General features: G+C 36.0%; 12 protein-coding genes and 1 pseudogene. 10 read left to right on the top strand and 3 right to left on the bottom strand.

Features of this window, described 5'->3' with window-relative positions; genetic code table 11:
• Nucleotides 1-8 precede the first annotated feature (8 nt).
• Nucleotides 9-803 carry a zinc ABC transporter ATP-binding protein ZnuC gene (gene znuC, locus HMPREF1052_RS04230; protein WP_005760036.1) on the bottom strand — a complete coding sequence of 265 codons (795 nt, stop codon included), beginning with the start codon at nucleotides 801-803 and terminating at the stop codon, nucleotides 9-11.
• Nucleotides 804-1,010: 207 nt separating this feature from the next.
• Here znuC and mepM point away from each other — a divergent pair, with 207 nt between their 5' ends.
• On the top strand, nucleotides 1,011-2,510 hold the full coding sequence (gene mepM / locus HMPREF1052_RS04225; protein ID WP_005760005.1) for a murein DD-endopeptidase MepM: 1,500 nt from the start codon (nucleotides 1,011-1,013) through the stop codon (nucleotides 2,508-2,510).
• Nucleotides 2,511-2,562: 52 nt separating this feature from the next.
• Here mepM and HMPREF1052_RS11580 read toward each other — a convergent pair whose 3' ends face one another.
• Nucleotides 2,563-2,844, bottom strand: coding sequence for a winged helix-turn-helix transcriptional regulator (locus tag HMPREF1052_RS11580; protein WP_256593618.1), 282 nt, complete (start codon nucleotides 2,842-2,844; stop codon nucleotides 2,563-2,565).
• A gap of 634 nt (nucleotides 2,845-3,478) precedes the next feature.
• Here HMPREF1052_RS11580 and HMPREF1052_RS11645 point away from each other — a divergent pair.
• The 7 genes and pseudogenes from HMPREF1052_RS11645 to HMPREF1052_RS04190 form a co-directional block, all read left to right on the top strand.
• Nucleotides 3,479-3,628: pseudogene (locus HMPREF1052_RS11645) on the top strand (ESPR domain-containing protein); the annotation flags it as partial.
• A gap of 33 nt (nucleotides 3,629-3,661) precedes the next feature.
• The gene (locus HMPREF1052_RS04215; protein WP_005760040.1) at nucleotides 3,662-6,955 is read left to right on the top strand and encodes a hemagglutinin; all 3,294 of its coding nucleotides are present in this window, start codon (nucleotides 3,662-3,664) and stop codon (nucleotides 6,953-6,955) included.
• A 39-nt stretch (nucleotides 6,956-6,994) separates the two neighbouring features.
• The gene (locus tag HMPREF1052_RS04210) at nucleotides 6,995-11,704 is read left to right on the top strand and encodes a collagen-binding protein (protein WP_005760081.1); all 4,710 of its coding nucleotides are present in this window, start codon (nucleotides 6,995-6,997) and stop codon (nucleotides 11,702-11,704) included.
• A 146-nt stretch (nucleotides 11,705-11,850) separates the two neighbouring features.
• Nucleotides 11,851-12,804 (top strand): ABC transporter permease, encoded by a 954-nt coding sequence (locus HMPREF1052_RS04205; protein WP_005760003.1) that lies wholly within the window; start codon nucleotides 11,851-11,853, stop codon nucleotides 12,802-12,804.
• On the top strand, nucleotides 12,797-13,780 hold the full coding sequence (locus HMPREF1052_RS04200) for an iron chelate uptake ABC transporter family permease subunit (protein ID WP_005760162.1): 984 nt from the start codon (nucleotides 12,797-12,799) through the stop codon (nucleotides 13,778-13,780). The genes HMPREF1052_RS04205 and HMPREF1052_RS04200 overlap by 8 nt, the downstream gene beginning before the upstream one ends.
• Nucleotides 13,771-14,532, top strand: a complete 762-nt coding sequence (locus HMPREF1052_RS04195) for an iron ABC transporter ATP-binding protein (protein ID WP_005760163.1) — start codon at nucleotides 13,771-13,773, stop codon at nucleotides 14,530-14,532. The genes HMPREF1052_RS04200 and HMPREF1052_RS04195 overlap by 10 nt, the downstream gene beginning before the upstream one ends.
• Nucleotides 14,533-14,587: 55 nt before the next feature.
• Complete coding sequence (locus HMPREF1052_RS04190) at nucleotides 14,588-15,499, top strand: siderophore ABC transporter substrate-binding protein (RefSeq protein WP_005759995.1); 912 nt, start codon at nucleotides 14,588-14,590, stop codon at nucleotides 15,497-15,499.
• A gap of 139 nt (nucleotides 15,500-15,638) precedes the next feature.
• Here the strand turns inward: HMPREF1052_RS04190 and adk are convergent, their stop codons facing one another.
• A complete protein-coding gene (adk, locus tag HMPREF1052_RS04185; RefSeq protein ID WP_005760097.1) occupies nucleotides 15,639-16,283 on the bottom strand; it encodes an adenylate kinase in 645 nt (214 codons plus the stop codon).
• Nucleotides 16,284-16,550: 267 nt separating this feature from the next.
• On the opposite strand from adk, the gene HMPREF1052_RS11490 reads away from it, so the two are divergent.
• The gene (locus tag HMPREF1052_RS11490) at nucleotides 16,551-17,273 is read left to right on the top strand and encodes a TonB-dependent receptor plug domain-containing protein (RefSeq protein WP_005760109.1); all 723 of its coding nucleotides are present in this window, start codon (nucleotides 16,551-16,553) and stop codon (nucleotides 17,271-17,273) included.
• A gap of 9 nt (nucleotides 17,274-17,282) precedes the next feature.
• The coding region (locus HMPREF1052_RS11485; RefSeq protein ID WP_005760088.1) for a TonB-dependent receptor domain-containing protein at nucleotides 17,283-18,491 on the top strand (1,209 nt) is incomplete at its 3' end.

Here is an 18,491-nt window from a genome sequence, read left to right as displayed (position 1 = left end):
TTATCTCGTTATTGATGTTGATGAAGACATTGTTCTGAATGCTGTGAACCTGAACAGCACACATCACCATGAATATTATGTTGATGATTATGATGATGGGTATAAAACGCCACATTTTTAGAGAACTGATCGCCAAATAAATAAATAAATGTAGGATCATTCGACACCATTTCAGGCGTGCCTGCACAACAAATATGTTGATTAATGCACACCACTTCATTAGTATCCGCCATCACAATATGCAGATCATGAGAAACCATTAAAATTGCACAGTTTAATTTTTCACGGGTTTCATGAATCAATTGATACAATTCTGCTTGCCCCGTTAAATCCACCCCTTGAGTTGGCTCATCAAGCACTAATAAATTGGGTTTGTTGAGGATTGCTCGGGCAAGCAACACACGTTGCATTTCACCGCCTGATAATTTTTGCATGCTGTTATGAATCAGATGTTTAATGGAAAGTAATTGCAATGCTTCTTGAATATCTTGATGGCGAATCCCTTTTTTCAAACCAAGAAATTTCTCTACAGTAATCGGAAAACTCGGATCTAAATGAATTTTTTGTGGAACATAGCCAATGCGTAGATTAGCGCTATATGTTACAGTCCCCTCACTTGGGGCTTGTAATTTTAATAACACTTTTAATAGGGTAGATTTCCCCCCGCCATTCGGGCCGACAATCGTTACCACCGTATTAGGATAAATAGTTAAATTGATATTTTTCAACGCTATTTTTTCGCCAAACAGAACATTAATCTGTTTAAGTTCAACAAGTGGCGTTTTGATGGCATGGATTTTCATAAGGAAAGTTTATTTGTATTAAAAAATTTCTTAACGATAGCTCATTTTATTGAAGTTCTCAAGAAAATAAAGGCAAAAATCTGTCTAATAATGGAAATTATTCCCATAAAAATTTTTTTATTGTGTATAATGAACCCTTTAATTTTTTCTATGTCATAAAAGAATCATTATTTAGCATCTGCATTGATATTATAAGGGACACACTGAGTGGGGCATCAGCACGTAAAATTAGCAAGAGATAGACGTAAACGCAAATCACGGATTAAAGCTGCGATTTTTTTTATGGCTATTTTGTCGATTATGGCGGGGATTTTGCTTAGCTTAAAAGAAAGTGTAGAAGAAAAAAATGTTTATGATGTAGCAAACCAAAATCAACAATTTGAGAAATTGACGCCGAATAATCTTTCCGCAGATTCAACTGCTAATCAAAGTGCCTCCAGTGCTACACTTGTAAGCAAGGAAAGTGCGGTAGAAAATTCAAAAAATTTATCTGAAGTGAATAGTACAACTTCTTATGACGATGATTTATCAGGCGAAGATCAAGAGGTTGATGAAATCAAAATTGATTCCGACGAGGTTTATGAATCTCTGCCTGACAATGCCCAAAATGCCTTAAATGATCTGCTCGATGCAGCAGAACAAGCCAAACGCATTTCTGATCAATTTAGCCATACTATTGTGAGAGGCGATAAATTAAAAGATGTGCTCGAACTTTCTGGTTTAGAGGCTGATACCAGTGTGAATCTAATTAAAGCTTATCCTGAATTAAAAAACTTAAATGCTGGTCAACAAATGTATTGGATTCTCGATCAGGATGGTGAGTTAGAATATTTAAACTGGTTGGTTTCTGAAAAAGAAGAACGCATTTATGAACGATTAGAAGATGGAAAATTCTCTCGCCAAGTTATAGAAAAGAAAAGTATTTGGAAAAAAGAAGTGTTAAAAGGTCAAGTCACCACTTCTTTTATCGCAGGGTTACGTGCCTTAGGTTTGGACGGGCGGCAAATTAGCCAATTAAATACCGCACTTCAATGGCAGTTTAGTATGAATAAATTGAAAAAAGGCGATAAATTTAGCTTGTTAGTGAGCCGAGAATATCTAGGCGGACAATTAACTGGACAAGGTAATGTAGAAGCCATTCATATTATCAGTGAAGGCAAAAGCTATTATGCTGTACAAGCGGATAATGGTCGTTATTATAATCGACAAGGGGAAACCTTAGGTAAAGGCTTCGCTCGTTATCCATTACAACGTCAAGCAAGGGTTTCTTCACCATTTAACCCTAATCGCCGTCACCCCGTGACAGGGCGCATTCGCCCACATAAAGGCGTTGATTTTAGTGTTTCTGCTGGAACCCCAGTGATCGCACCAGCAGATGGAGTAATTGAGAAAATTGCTTATCAACCAGGTGGTGCAGGGCGTTATATTGTTATGCGACATGGGCGTGAATATCAAACCGTGTACATGCATTTAAGCAAAGCCCTAGTTAAAGCAGGGCAAAATATCAAACGTGGGGAACGTATTGCGTTATCAGGTAATACAGGTATTTCCACGGGTGCGCATTTACATTATGAATTCCACATTAACGGACGCCCTGTTAACCCTCTCACTGTGAAATTACCAGGTTCAAGCAGTGAAATGCGAGATAGCGAACGCCGTCAATTCCTAATCAAAGCCAAGTCCGCAGAACAACAATTGAGAATATAATTGTTGTAGTCGCATTATGAACCGCTAATGGAATTTTGAGGCGATGTAAAATTTATTTCAATTTTGCTATATATGCCTGATCTTTATGTGTCGCTTGCTGAGGAAATGCGGGAAGGAGAACACCCTCATCAACTAATGCTGAAATATGTCGACCTAAGGCAGATACTGACATTCCTAATAAATCAGCTAAAGCAACTTTTGATACATATTGTTCATCACAAAATAGGAGCAATAATTTTTTAACTTGTTCTGACTTTTTTTTCTTTAAGTTATAAAAATGTTCAGAAACTTTTGAACGAAGCTCTTTTTGATAACGTTGTTCTAACTGATCTATACTGTCAATAATTTTACCTAACTGACCTATAATTCGTCCTTCTTCATCTCTAATAATAAATTTTATATGTTTTGTTGCTTGTGCATTAACTTGTGCGTTAGCTTGTGCATTAGCTTGAGCGATAGATACGCCTGATTGATAAATATCAGAAATGTCCTTATTCTTAACATCATATAGTTGAATAATATTATCATTTAATTATTGATGCGTGAATGAATCATTTTCTTTTCAGCTAGCTATCATCAACATATATCTTTTCTTTAATCCTTCTTCATATTATTTCTATAACTATTTAATCCAATTAGCTTTATTTTTAGAATTCGTATTTTATGCGGTTTTTTGAGGTGTTTTTGATACAAAAAATTTACATTAGCATGCATTGTAAACATAATTTGCTTATTTTTTGTTTTATTATTTACCTGTAGTTAATAATCAACTATATATTTTGTTTAATATTTTCTTAATAATTAACAAAAAGAGTAAATTCTTATTTTTTAAGTAAAATTATGTAAATTAACAAGAAAGATTGCCTATTTTATATATAATTGCACGGCTCATTAAAGTATAGGTATTGTGTTTTATGCTACATAGTAGTTTAGTGGTTAAACGACATTTACTTTGATACATGTAATCAATTTATTCAAATAGGTCAAATTATGAATCATTTTACAAGGTCATCTACAATCATGCTACGCAAACGTTTATTGCGGTTTCTGAATTTGCTAAGGGGCATGTTAAATCCCGTCAAACAAGAAAAATTTCTGCAAAATTAACCGCAGTTTCAGCCTCAGCCTTATGTGTAAGTGCCTTATTAGCCGTGCCTTCGGCTTTTGCTTATAGTGGTCTAAATGGAGGAACATCAATTAATAATGATACTCTTGATACAGAGCGCTATATTTATACATCAGAGAATGGTCGTTATGTTTATTTAGCACCAGCTAAATCAGATGTTATTCTTGGTAGTCGCACATACCGTACAGTACTAGATACAGATGGATATACTAGACAGGTTACAGACAGTACATATACTGCTAGCAATACCTATACTAATGCATATAACTATGGTAATCCTTACAGTGCATATTATGCAGGGACTAACTACGAAGATAACACCAATGTCTCTTATACGAGATATTATGGAGCGGCAGGAAAAAACACAATAGAGTATAGTGATACTCTTAGCGGTAGTGGCGTTGATTTAACTTTTTCGCTACCTAATTCAGATTATGTAGTTCGTGCATCTAATAATACAGTTGGTCATGGAGCTGCTTCTGTTGCAATTGGTAATGAAAGCATTGCTACTAATGGTTCCGTTTCAATTGGTGATTATGCTTATGCTTATGCGATTGGAGGACCTAATAACAATGGTGATAATGCGGGTCTTACTACAGCCATTGGTACATATTCTGTAGCTAAAGGGGCTGCTGCGACAGCATTAGGAGCAGGCTCTTTAGCTCAAGGTAATGGATCTACTGCGGTAGGTCGTCAATCAGCAGCTATTGGTACTTATGCTCAATCTTTTGGTTCAATGGCAAACAGTATTGGGAATTCTTCTAATGCAATTGGTCAGTCTGCAACAGCTTTAGGAGCTCAATCTATTGCTATCGGTTCTGCCAATATAAGTGCTTATTCTACAACCTCATCTGCTGGGCTATATCAACCCTTTGAGTCCGCCCAAGCTTTAGGTGAACGCTCGATAGCCTTTGGTGGTGGTGCTACCGCAGGTACAACTGTGCAAAATACAACGACAGGTAAAATTAGTAATAAATCTATTACTTATATAGATAGTGTAGATATTGATACTGGTAAAGAAACGACAAAAACTGGTGAACAAGGTGCAGATGCGATTTCTATCGGTCACTATGCAAAGGCTCGTCGTGATAACTCTATTGCGATGGGGGCACATGCAACAGTTAGTGGTACGGATGGTATGGCATTAGGTTCTTATAGCAATGCAAGTGGCTATAATACTGTTGCAATTGGTGCTAATGCAGATGCTTCTGGGCATTACGCCTCTGCTCTTGGGGTTGCATCTAATGCTAAAGGATTTGAATCTCTTGCTTTAGGTTTTGGTGCCTATTCAGGTGGCTCTAATAGTATTGCAGGTGGTAACTCTTCAGCTGCATTGGGTAAAAACGCAATTGCCTTGGGTTCTGAAGCAAAAGCTGAGAGCTTAGGTACCATGGCATTGGGTACAAAAGCTGATGCAAAGGGTGATTATGCTATGGCATTTGGTCAAAGTGCTAATGCTCTTGAAAAACAAGCGGTTGCTATTGGTAGTACATCTAATGCAGCTAAAGCGGACACTATTGCTATTGGTACCAGTGCACAAGCTACAGCGGTGAATACTGCCGCTATCGGTTCTTATTCTGCGTCTTCTGCGGCTAATGCCTTTGCCGCTGGGGTAAGCTCTCAAGCTACAGGTGCGGGAGCTACAGCAATTGGTTACGCTGCGAAAGCTACAGCTAAAAACGCTATTGCGATTGGTGGTGATGACGATAGTACCACAGCATCTGCGACAGCAAGTGGAGAAGCGTCAATTGCGATTGGTGATCAAGCTATTGCAACAGGTACAAATTCAATTTCTATTGGTACTAAAAATAAAGTCACAGCTAATAAAGCCGTTGCTATCGGTGACCCAACCGACATAACCGGTGAGGGATCTTTTTCTTTAGGTAATGACAATGGTACTGAAGATGCAGGCACGGCATTTGCAGCCACTAATTCTGGTATCTTTGGTAATAACAATAAAGTCACTTCTGGTGATGCTATTCGTGTTATCGGTAATTCCAATACTGTGACAGGTAGCAACTCAATGGTAATTGGTAATAGCAATACAGTTAGCACTGAAAATACTTTTGTATTAGGTAACAATGTAACATCTACTGCGGCTCGTTCTGTGATTTTAGGAGATAAATCTGGTTATACTGAGAAAGGTACTTCTACAGAAGGGTTATCTACAGATTATACCTCTGGTATGGTGAATGGTTATAGCCATAACTTTGCTGGTGGTGCAAGTAACGTAGGCGTAGTTTCTGTGGGCACGGCAGGTTCTAGCGTTGAAACCCGTCGTATTCAAAATGTAGCTCCAGGTTTAATTTCTAATACTTCAACCGATGCAATCAATGGTAGCCAATTATATGCTGTAGTTGAAGAAGTGAATAAAGGTTTCAATTTATCTGTTGACAAAACCGGTTCAGGCACTTCTTCAACAACTGTTTCTGCTAAGACCGCGGGTTCTGATGGTTTTGGTGTGACTGTAATTGGTACTCCAGGTGCAGCTGATTCAACAGGTGCAATCACTACGGATTATTCTGTTGATTTAAACGATAAAACGAAACAAACAATTACTAATAACACAACCAATATTACTAACAATGCAAATAATATTAGTAAATTACAAAAAGGTTTCAATGTAAAAGCAGGCGAGACAACTACTAATGTTGCGTTAGGTGGCGAAACAGAACCAACTGTAGAATTTAAATCTGGTAATAATAACATGGATGTGGCATTAACTGATAAAACAGTAACTTACACAGTGAATACTGAAAATGTTATTAACAATATCAACAATGCAACTAATACTCCTGTAACAAATATCAGTGCAAAATTTGGTGTAACAGCTGAATCTGGTGATCAAAAAGATGTAACGTTAACAAAAGACAATGTACCAACGGTTAAATTTGTTGGTGATGGTAACATCATTAAATCTGAAACCAATACAGATGGCGTAAAATACAGTGTTGATGAAACAAATTTGAATACTTTCATTACGAATAATGAAACTGTCAAAGCAGCTAAAACTGTTGTTAAACAAGGTCAAAATGTTAAGGTTGAAGAAACCAAAGGTGAAAATGGTGAATCTATTTACACTGTAAGTACAGACTTAAGTAAATTAGGCAGTATGAGTGGCTTTAACGCTACAAGCAATGGCTCAGAAGATGCAGCTAAGAAAGCTAATATCCAAGACTCTGATACAGTTAACTTTGTTGATGGTACCCGTACAACGGCAACAACTACAACTAAAACAGCTTCAGATGGTAGTACAACAGGTATTGATGTTTCTTACGATTTAAATGATGAAACCAAAACTAAAATTGATAATGCCTGATCTAAATTTACTGTAACTGGTGATAGTGGTTCTTTAACTGTGGATAAAGATACTACAACATTTGGGGTTGTGAAAGGTTCTGACTATGTTACAACTACCGCAGATGAAGATTCTAATACGGTTAAAGTTGATGTCAGCAATAAAGTGAAAGATGCTGTGACAACTGTTGAGGAAAAAGGCTTAACATTTGCTGGCGAAACAGGTTCAACCAATGTTCAAAAACTAGGATCTACAGTGAATGTGACTGGTGATGATTATATTGATACCAGTGCAGCAGAAAATACAATCACTGTTACTGCTTCTGATAAAACTAAAAAAGCGGTGGATACAGTTGAAAAAGGATTAACTATTACATCTTCTGCATCTACTGGTGAAAATAAAGGGATTACCACAGATAATCTTAAATTAGATGAAACTTTTAATTATGATGCAGGCGATAACATTGCTTTAACTCAAAGCGACAATGGTTTATCTATTGCAACCAAAAAAGATGTCACCTTTACCACAGTGAATGCAACTACAGTGAATGGTGATACTGTAAATAGTAAAGTAGTCAATGTGACTAACAATGGTGGCACTACAACTATCGACGGTAATCATATTACTACTAATAATGTGACTATTAATGGCGATGTTACTAATGAGACGGATGCAACAACTAAGAAATATGTTGATGATGGCCGTACAACCGTAACTTCTTCTGATGAAAGTATTTCTGTTGTAGATAACAATACAGATGAAAAAATCAATAACTACGATATTAAAGTAGACTATAACAAAGTAGCTGAAAATACAGATCTTACCTATAAAGATAATGGTGGTGCAGATAAAACTGTTAAACTTAAAAAAGGTTTAGATTTTGTAAATACTACAAATATTACAATGGAAACATTAGCTGATGGTGTGGTTAAAGCAAGTCTTAATTCTGCATTAACCAGTATTACTTCTATTTCTAATGGTAATACAACTATCACATTAGGTGATACTACCAATACTGTTAACGTAGGTGGTGCAAAAATCACTAACGTAACCAATGGGGTAGATAATAATGATGCGGTTAATGTAAGCCAATTAAAAGCAGCAAAAACAGAAGTTAAAGCTGGTAACAATGTAAAAGTTGATACATCTACTGCTACTGATGGTCATACTGTTTATACAGTAAGCACTGATTTATCTAAATTAGGTTCTATGAGTTCCTTTAATGTAGCCAATAAAGATGAAACTGTAAAATCTAATATTACAGATTCTGAAACTGTTAAATTTACAAACGATGGAAACTTAACAACGACAGTAACTGATGAAGCTAATGGCTCTACTGTAACTTACGGTTTAGCTAACAATGTAAATGTTGGTGGTAAAGACGGTAAAGATGGTTCTGTTGGTGTTAAAGGTGCTAATGGTAAAGATGGCGTAACGATTACAGCTACTGGTGCTGATGGTCAAGATGGTGTAGATGGTCACATTGGTATCAATGGTAAAGATGGCGCATCTGCTGATATGCATGTTAAGAATGGATCTAATGGCGTTGATGGTACTGATGGTAAGAATGGTACAAACGGCATGGATCGCATCGTATACGAAGATCACAACCATGTCACTCATGAAGTTGCTACTATGGACGATGGCTTGAAATTCACCGGTAACAATACAGCGACAGAAAATGTTCATAAATTGAACACTACTGTCAAAGTACAAGGTGAAGGTACTCAAGCAGGAGCTGACAAAACGAAAGTATACAAAGCTGACGGCACTGAATTTGAAAGTGCAACTGGTAATATTGCAGTTGTTGCAGACGGTACAGATACATTAACTGTTAAATTAAATAAAGACCTTAAAAATCTTAACAGTGTAACGGCTACAACAATTAATGGCGACACTATCAATGCCAATAACATGTATGTTACTAACGCACCAACCACCAATACTAGCGTAGTTAATAAACAATATGCTGATAATATGGGTTGGAATATTGGTTATGATGAATCTGAAAACGATATTAAAAACGTTGGTAAAGTGGTGAATAACAATACTGTGAATTTCAAAGGTATTGAAGGCACTGCGGTGAAAGTGAAAACTGATGATGCTGGTACTAATGCAACTGTTGATCAAGGTAAGAATGCCGATGGTTCATTAAATCATGATTACACTGTGAATGCATATGATACTAAAGTAACTACATCTGATTCTAATATTACCTTAACAGGTGGTGAGTTAGATTCTTCTAACAATGTACGTACTTACGATATTGCATTAGGCAATGATATTCAAATCGGCAAAGATGGCAAAAACGGTACAATCGGTGTCAACGGTTCAGATGGTAAATCTGGCGTAGGTATTGATGGTAAAGATGGCATCATCGTATATGGTAAAGATGGTAAGGATGGTACTAACGCAGTTTCTATCAATGGTAAAGATGGTGTTGGTCATATCGGTTTAACAGGTGGTAATGGTAAAGACGGAGTTGATGGCAGTTCAGCAGATATTTCTGTAAGAAATGGCAAAAACGGTGTTGACGGTACCGATGGCAATAATGGTAAAAACGGCATGGACCGCATCGTATATGAAGACCATAACCATGTAACTCATGAAGTTGCTACTATGGATGATGGTCAAATCTACGGTGGTGATGCTGAAGCTGCGAACTTAACTAATGGTAAATCTGCAACGGGTAAAGAAATCAAGAAAAAACTTAACGAACAAGTTAATGTTATTGGTGGTGTGTCAGATGAAACTAAATTAACGAAAGAAGATAATTTAGGTGTGGTATCTGATGGCACAAACAACTTAAAAGTTCGTTTAGCTAAAGATTTAAAATTAGGTAAAGATGGTAGCGTGACTATTGGTGATACTATTATCAAATCTGGTGATATCAAAGTGGGCGACACACATATTGAAGGTGATAAAATTACCGCTAAAAATATGTATGTAACCAATGTTGATAATAAGCCTAACTCTGTAACTAATAAAAAATATGTTGATGAAGGACGTACTAAAGTTACATCTAGTGATAGTTCAATTTTAGTTGACCATAATAAAACAACAAACACCTATGATATTAAAGTCGATGGTGAGTCAATTGTTGCAAATGCGAAATTAACATATAAAGCGAATGGTGGAAACGATCAGTCTGTTAAATTAAAAGACGGTTTAAACTTTACTAATGGTGATAATGACAATATCAAGGCATCTGTTGGTGCAGATGGTAAGGTTAAACATGATCTTAATAAAGACTTGAAAAATATGACCAGCGTGGAAACTGTTGATGGCAATGGTAATAAAAATACTATGAATGCAGCAGGTAACACGATTGTGAATGTGGATGGTTCTAAGACTGAAATTACCGCAGGTAGCACAACCTATACTTCTAAAGAGGGTGATAAAACCATTATAGACGGTAAAGGTGTTCATATGGGTGATGTAAGTGTCACCAAAAATGGTTTAGATAATGGTAATAAACAAATTATTAATCAAGCCTCTGGTGCTACTGAAATCAAACAAAATGGTACACGTGTCTATAACAAAGATACTAACGGTGCTAATATTGGTGATGTGAAATACTTAGCTGGTGATATTGTTAATAATGAAATCAAGACCTTAAAAACTGATGCATTTGGTGTGAAAGATACTGATGGCAATGCAATTAAGAAAAATCTTGGTGATCAAGTGGATATCGTTGGTAAAGGTACTAAAGCTAATAGCGAATATGATGCATCTAACATCAAAACTTTCGTTGAAGATGGTAAATTAGTGGTTGGTTTAGATAAAAATATCAAAGCTGATTCTGTGACTGTTGGAGAAAAAGGTAAAGATGGTAAACCAGGCAAAGATGGTTATATCGGTGTCGATGGCAAAGATGGTTCATCTGTTGCAATTAATGGTAAGGATGGTTCTATCGGTTTAACTGGTCCTAAAGGAGCAGACGGCAAAGATGGTGCTTCAGCGAATATCAGCGTGAAAAATGGTACGAAAGGACTTGATGGTAACGATGGTAAAAACGGTGAAAGCAAAACCCGTATTGAATACGTGAAACCAAACGGCGAAAAAGAAGAAATCGCAACATTAAATGATGGCTTAAACTTCAAAGGCAATAATGAAGTTGTGAATAAACAAAAACTTAATTCAACAGTCACCATCGCAGGTGAAGGTGTGGATAAAGCAGCTTCAGAAAAATTTGAAAGTGCAGCTGGTAACGTGAATGTGAAAGCTGATGGTAAAGGAAAACTTGAAGTTCAACTTGCTAAGAAACTCAAAAACTTAGAAAGTGCTGAATTTAAACAAGGTAATAAATCTACAACCATCAATGGTGGTAGTATGACTATTAACAATGGCGCTCAAAGCACAACAATTAGTTCTGTCGCGGGTAAAGATGCTAATGGTAAAACTATCAACGCAGTTAGCGTGAACGGTAGCCAAATTAAACATGTAGCGAATGGTGTTGAAGATCATGACGCTGTTAATGTTAGCCAATTACGTAGTGGCTTAGCTGATGTTCATAACCACGTGAATAAAGTGGATAAACAATTACGTGCTGGTGTTGCAGGTGCCAATGCGGCTGCTGGCTTACCACAAGCTTATATGCCTGGTAAATCTATGGTAGCCGCTTCAGCAGGTGCATACCGTGGTGAAAGCGCATTAGCAGTAGGTTATTCACGTGCTAGCGATAATGGTAAACTTGTCTTGAAACTTCAAGGTAATACCAACTCTCGTGGTGACGTCGGTGGCTCTGTTGGTGTAGGTTACCAATGGTAATGATGTCCTGATACAGTAAAATGTATTTAAGACATAAATAAAAATAAAAGAGTTGATCTTATTGGATCAACTCTTTTTTATTTTATGGCTTGCAGGAAAAAATTGACATGCTAATATAACGTTAAAAATAATTATCATTATAAAATATGATTCGTCGTCGATATTTAGTTTTATTACTACTGATTTTATCTCTTTTGTCTTTGTTTCTCGGTGTAAGTACAGTAAATTTGCAAGGTTTACTGCAATTTAATATGGAACAATGGCAAGTCTTTTTGATTAGCCGAGTACCACGCTTAGTGAGTATTTTAATCGCTGGTTCCGCCTTGAGTATTTGCGGTTTAGTGATGCAACAATTGAGTCGCAATCGATTTGTATCACCAACCACCGCAGGAACAATGGATAGTGCAAGACTTGGCATTTTAATTGCGATGTTGCTGTTTCCTTCCGCTTCAATGCTGCTTAAAACCAGTATAGCCATTATGGTGGCTTTCCTTGGCACATTACTGTTTATGAGTATTTTATCTCGCCTCAAATTTAAAGATACTATCTTTGTGCCTTTAGTCGGGATTATGTTTGGTAACATTATTAGTTCCATAACCGCATTTATTGCCCATCAACAAGATCTTCTACAAAATCTTGCAGGCTGGCTACAAGGGGATTTCTCGTTGATTATGTCAGGTCGTTATGAGATTTTGTATTTCAGTATTCCAGCATTAATTGTTGCCTATATGTTTGCTAACCGATTCTCGATTATTGGTATGGGACAAGATTTTGCGATTAATTTAGGCTTAAATTATCAACAAGTTCTCTATTTGGGTTTAGCCATTGTTGCCACTGTGACTTCCATTATTATTGTCTCTGTCGGCGTGATTCCTTTTTTAGGATTAATTATTCCTAATTTAGTGGCCCTTTATTTAGGGGATAATTTGAAAAAAATTCTTTCTCATACCGCACTTTTAGGGGCTGTATTTGTGTTAGCTTGTGATATTTTAGGTAGAACAGTGATTTTCCCTTATGAAATTGCTATCAATGCTGTCGTTGGGGTATTTGGTAGTGCAATTTTCTTATATTTGTTATTTAAGCGGTATCGTCATGTTTAAAATTAAAAATAATCAACCGCAGAATAAAAGTGCACGTCAGCTATTGGTACTTGGCTTGTTGACATTAGTAGCGATTGCTATGTATTTGTTTTATCACTTGCCTAATCGTTGGGAATATGCATTACATCATCGTTCATTGAGTTTGGTTGCAATTATAGTGACAGGTGCTGCCATTGCCTTGGCAACTATGATTTTTCAGACGGTGGTGAATAATCGTATTTTGACTCCCAGTATTTTAGGGTTAGATTCTTTGTATTTGTTAATTCAAACCTTAATTATTTTTTTATTTGGCTCGAAGACTTTGCAGTCAATTGATCCGATTATTTTATTTGTCATTTGTACAGGATTAATGGTGCTGTTTGCATTAGGCTTGTATTACGCCTTATTCAAACGTGAACAACAAAATATTTTCTTTTTATTATTAGTCGGGATTATCTTTGGCACTTTCTTTCAAAGCCTCACCACCTTTATGGAAGTGTTGATTGATCCTAACGAATTCCAAATTGCACAGGATATTGGCTTTGCTAGTTTTAACCGAATTAATATTAATATTTTATGGTTAGCTTTAGCGGTATTGCTTATTGTGATTTTTTATAGTTTACGTTATATGCGCTATTTTGATGTGCTAGCTTTAGGGCGAGATCAAGCGATTAATTTAGGCATTCCTTATCAAAGTATGATCCGACAATTGTTAGTTATTGTGGCTATTTTAACTTCAGTTTCCACCGCGCTTGTAGGGCCATTAACTTTCCTTGGGCTATTAGTGATGAATGTGACATTTGAATTTATTCATAGTTATCGCCACTTGATATTGATTCCAGCTGCCATGCTGATTTCTGTGTTAACTTTAATCATAGGACAAGTGTTGGTATCACAAGTGTTTAGCTTTAATACAACATTGAGCATTATTGTAAATTTTGTGGGTGGAGTATATTTCATTTACTTACTGTTGAGAGCAAATAAAAAATGGCAATAGAAATTAAAAATATTAATAAAAGCTATGGCTCCAAAAAGGTTGTAGATTCAGTTTCAGTGATTATTCCAGAAGGTAAAATTACCTCATTTATCGGCCCTAATGGTGCGGGTAAAAGTACTTTATTATCCATTATTAGCCGTTTATTGGTTGCAGATAGTGGAGAAGTATATCTTAATGGTAAATTACTTCATGAACAAAAAAGTTCGGATATTGCTAAACAATTGGCTATTTTAAAACAGTCTAATCATATTAATTTACGTTTGACAGTTGAAGATTTAGTGTCGTTTGGGCGTTTTCCTTATTCCAAAGGAAATTTAACAGAAAATGACCGCACTTTTATTGATAATGCCATTGGTTATATGAACCTAGAGGAATTTCGTTATCGATATATTGATGAGCTAAGTGGTGGGCAACGTCAACGTGCCTATATTGCTATGACTTTAGCTCAAGATACGGATTACATCTTACTCGATGAACCACTGAATAATTTAGATATGAAACATTCTGTACAAATTATGCAAGTGTTACGTCAATTAGTTACGGAATTGAATAAAACCGTTGTAATTGTGATTCATGATATTAATTTTGCTTCTTGTTATTCTGATTACATTATTGCTATGAAAGAGGGTAAATTAGTACAACAAGGCTGTATTGAACACATTATGCAAACCTCCGTATTGCAAGAAATCTATGGTATGCATATTCCAATTGAAGAAATTAACGATAATAAAATTGCTATCTACTTTAAATAGGTGGGATGAACTCGATTCACCCAATCCCCAAATTTTATTTATAGAGGAAAACACAATGAAAAAAACATTCACTACATTAGCCGCAGGTTTTATTGCAGCATTCGGTGTGGCAACTGCCAATGCCGCTGATATTACGGTTGAAAACTTTGCAGGTAAACAAGTGGTACCAGAAAATCCAAAACGAGTTGTAGTCTTAGATTTCGGTACTCTTGATACATTACGTGAGTTAGGCGTAAAAGATGCTATTGTAGCTAGCTCAAAAGGACGTATGCCAGACTATCTTGCCGAATTTGCAGATGATAGTAAATATGCCAATGTAGGAACCTTACCTGAACCAGCTTTTGAGAAAATTAATGAAGTTCATCCTGATTTAATCATTGCTTCAGGTCGCCAAGAAAAAGTGTTAGACCGATTAAAAGAAATCGCCCCAGTTTTTTACTCGACCACAGATTATGCTAACCATTATCCAAGCTTTCAAGCGAACATTCTTGCATTGAGCCAAATTTTTAATAAACAGGCATTAGCAAAAGAAAAATTAGCACAATTAGATACTCGTGTAGCAGAACTCGCAAAATTGACTCAAGGAAAAACAGCTTTAGTGACTATTGTTAATGAAAGTCGAATCAGTGCTTTTGGCGATAAATCTCGTTATGGTATGGTTTATCAAAAATTTGGTTTCACGCCTATTGATACTAACCTTGCTGCTTCAACTCATGGTAACAGTGTGAGCTTTGAATATATTGCTGAAAAAAATCCAGATTATTTATTAGTGGTTGACCGTACAGCGGCGATTACCGATAAAGTCAATAATGCCCAAACTGTACTTAATAATGATTTAATTAAACCTACCAAAGCCGCTAAAAATAATCATATTGTTTATTTAAATGCAGCTAACTGGTATTTAGCTTTTGGCGGTTTAAAATCTATGGATACGATGATTACTGAAATTGAAAATGCGGTGAAATAGGATTTGATATTAATGTTGAATCCTAAGGAATCAGCTAATCCGTATCAATAAAAAATTTCTGAAAATTAGACCGCACTTTAGGGTCTAAAAAGAATAAAAAAGGCGAATATTGTATTCGCCTTCTTCATTTGATTTCCAATTAACCTAAGATAGTACTTAATTCTTGGCTGACTTCTTCAACTTTCTTTGTTCCATCTAAACGGAAGTATTGCGTATTACCCGCTTTTGCTTCGGCTTGATAATAATCTACTAAAGGTTGAGTTTGTTTATGATATACCGCTAAACGATCTAAAACCGTTTTAGGTTTATCATCAGCACGAATAATTAAATCTTCGCCTGTTACGTCATCTTTACCTTCAACTTTAGGTGGATTATAAACGATATGATATGAGCGACCAGAAGCTTGATGAACACGACGACCTGACATACGTTCAACAATAACTTCATCAGGTACATCAAATTCTAATACGAAATCAATGCTCACACCTGAATCTTTTAATGCATCCGCTTGCGGAATCGTACGAGGGAAGCCATCTAATAAAAAGCCGTTTGCACAATCTGGTTTGGCAATGCGATCTTTCACTAATGCCACAGTTAATTCATCTGGCACTAATTTACCTTCATCCATTAATGCTTTTGCTTGTTTACCTAATTCTGTACCTGCTTTGATGGCTGCACGGAACATATCTCCTGTTGAAATTTGAGGGATACCAAACTTATTCATAATAAATTGAGCTTGAGTCCCTTTGCCTGCACCTGGTGCGCCTAACAGAATAATTTTCATCTTAACCTCTATAAATAATTAATCATAATGAATTATGGTGGCGATACCATACATTGCAATGTCAATAAACTCAAGCATTGAATGAAATTATTTTGACCTTAATTAAAAATCATTATTTTTTATAATGAAATAAGACAGTTTAAAATCGGTATATTTTAATAATTTTTTATTTTTTTATTGATTTTTTGTTTTTTATATTTAAACTTATTTTTCTTTGTAAATTAAGGTTTAGTAAATAATTAGTAAAAAATAGGTTAAATAAATAATATGTATAAACCAAAATACATTTTTCGCCCTCATTTGCTTGCACTAGCGGTGATTTCTGCTTGCTATGTTGGGGTGAGTATGGCTCAAGATAACAATGACATGTTGGATGAAGTGGTTGTGACAACCTCCACTTCAGATGATGTGCAGTCATTAGCTTTTCAGCAAGGACGTAAAGCGAGTGATGTGTCTATTGAAGGAAAAAAATTTAAAAAGCGTTCAGCTACCCTTGGGAATGCCTTAGCCGCTGAATTAGGCGTGCATTCTAGTCCCTTTGGTGGCGGCTCCAGTGCACCGATTATTCGTGGACAGGAAGGGGTAAGAATCAAATTGTTGCAAAATGGTTCTGATATTATTGATATGTCATCAATGTCACCAGATCATGTCGTTGCCGCAGATACATTATTAGCACAACAAGTGGAATTAGTGAGAGGTACTTCTACGTTAATGTATGGTATGGCATCGCCTGCTGGTGTGGTGAATATTGTGGATAGACGCATTCCTACTGCCTCTGTTAAAGATAAAAACTATGAAGGTGAAGTGGTTTCTCGTTTTGATACTGCCAGTAAAGAACGTGTGCTGAATGCGGGTGTATCTTTGAATTTAGGCGAATATTTCGTAGCTCGAGTAGAAGGTTTGACACGTAAAGCTGATAATTATCGTGTTCCTGAAATTGATTTAGGACAGAAACTCAATTATTTGCCTGATAGCCATAATAAATCTTAGGTTGGTACAGTGGGATTGTCTTGGGTCGGTGATAAAGGTTATCTAGGTGTTTCTTATAATGAACGTCGTGATCATTATGGTATCCCAGGGCATAATCATGAATTTGATTATTGCTCAGGACATTTATTTGATACCACAAACCTTCTTAATATCACCAAAGTAAAATCTTATTTATTGGCTTATCCTCATTTAATGGGTGATGAAGATATGATCGGCAATTTACATTTCCATTGTGGTACGGAATTGAGCGGTGAAAAACATAGCCACAGCAATGTTTATGGACATAAGCATGATATTTCTGCACCAGGGCCTGTGATTGATATGCATTCTAAGCGTTACGATTTGCGTGGGGAATGGCGACAACCGATGTGGGGGATTGATCGTATTAAAGTCGCTTTAGCGTATGCGGATTATTATCATGATGAGAAACATGATGGGAAAGCTCATTTAAATGGCACAGAATCCGAAGCCTATAAAAATGCTTTATTACATACTGCGGCGTTAATGTCAGGTAAGCCAGAAGCCTTTTTTTACAATAAAGGATTTAATAGTCGTTTAGAAATTTATCATCAGCCTACCGAGCATTTTAATGGATTAGTGGGTGTGCAATATCAAACCAAAAAGAGTAAAGCAACTCGTTTAGCTTCTATTGTCACTAATGATATTAATAACTTAAGTGGCGAACGAAATGAACATGACCAACATCCATTAGTAGAAAATACAGAAAAGCAACTTAGCTTCTTTGCGTTGGAACAAATCAACTGGCGTAATTTTATTTTAGAAACGGGTATGCGTTGGGAAAGACAAGAAATACCAATTAAATACGATAAAAGTAAATATAATTTAAGTGATGAGAAAGATGGTCCAGATCTTTCTCCTTATCGTGATAACGCCGTTTCTTATTCAGGCACATTAATGTGGGATTTCCATCCAGATTATCGCTTATCTTTAAGTGCTTCACATAATGAACGTATGCCATCGCCAATGGAACTTTATTATCATGGTAAACATTTAGCCACCAATTCCTTTGAATATGGTAATAAAGACCTGAAAAAAGAACGTTCTAATAATCTAGAATTAGGACTTATGCATGCTTCTGAAAAATGGGATTTTAAATTTAGCGTTTATTATCAAGGCTTCAAAAATTATATCCATAATGAAAACATTTATCGTAACGCAAATCTTTACATGCGACGTTATAATCAATCAAGATCTTTT

The sequence above is a fragment of the Pasteurella bettyae CCUG 2042 genome (assembly GCF_000262245.1).
Classification (GTDB): domain Bacteria; phylum Pseudomonadota; class Gammaproteobacteria; order Enterobacterales; family Pasteurellaceae; genus Basfia; species Basfia bettyae.
This window is presented reverse-complemented; position numbering and strand designations above follow the sequence as displayed.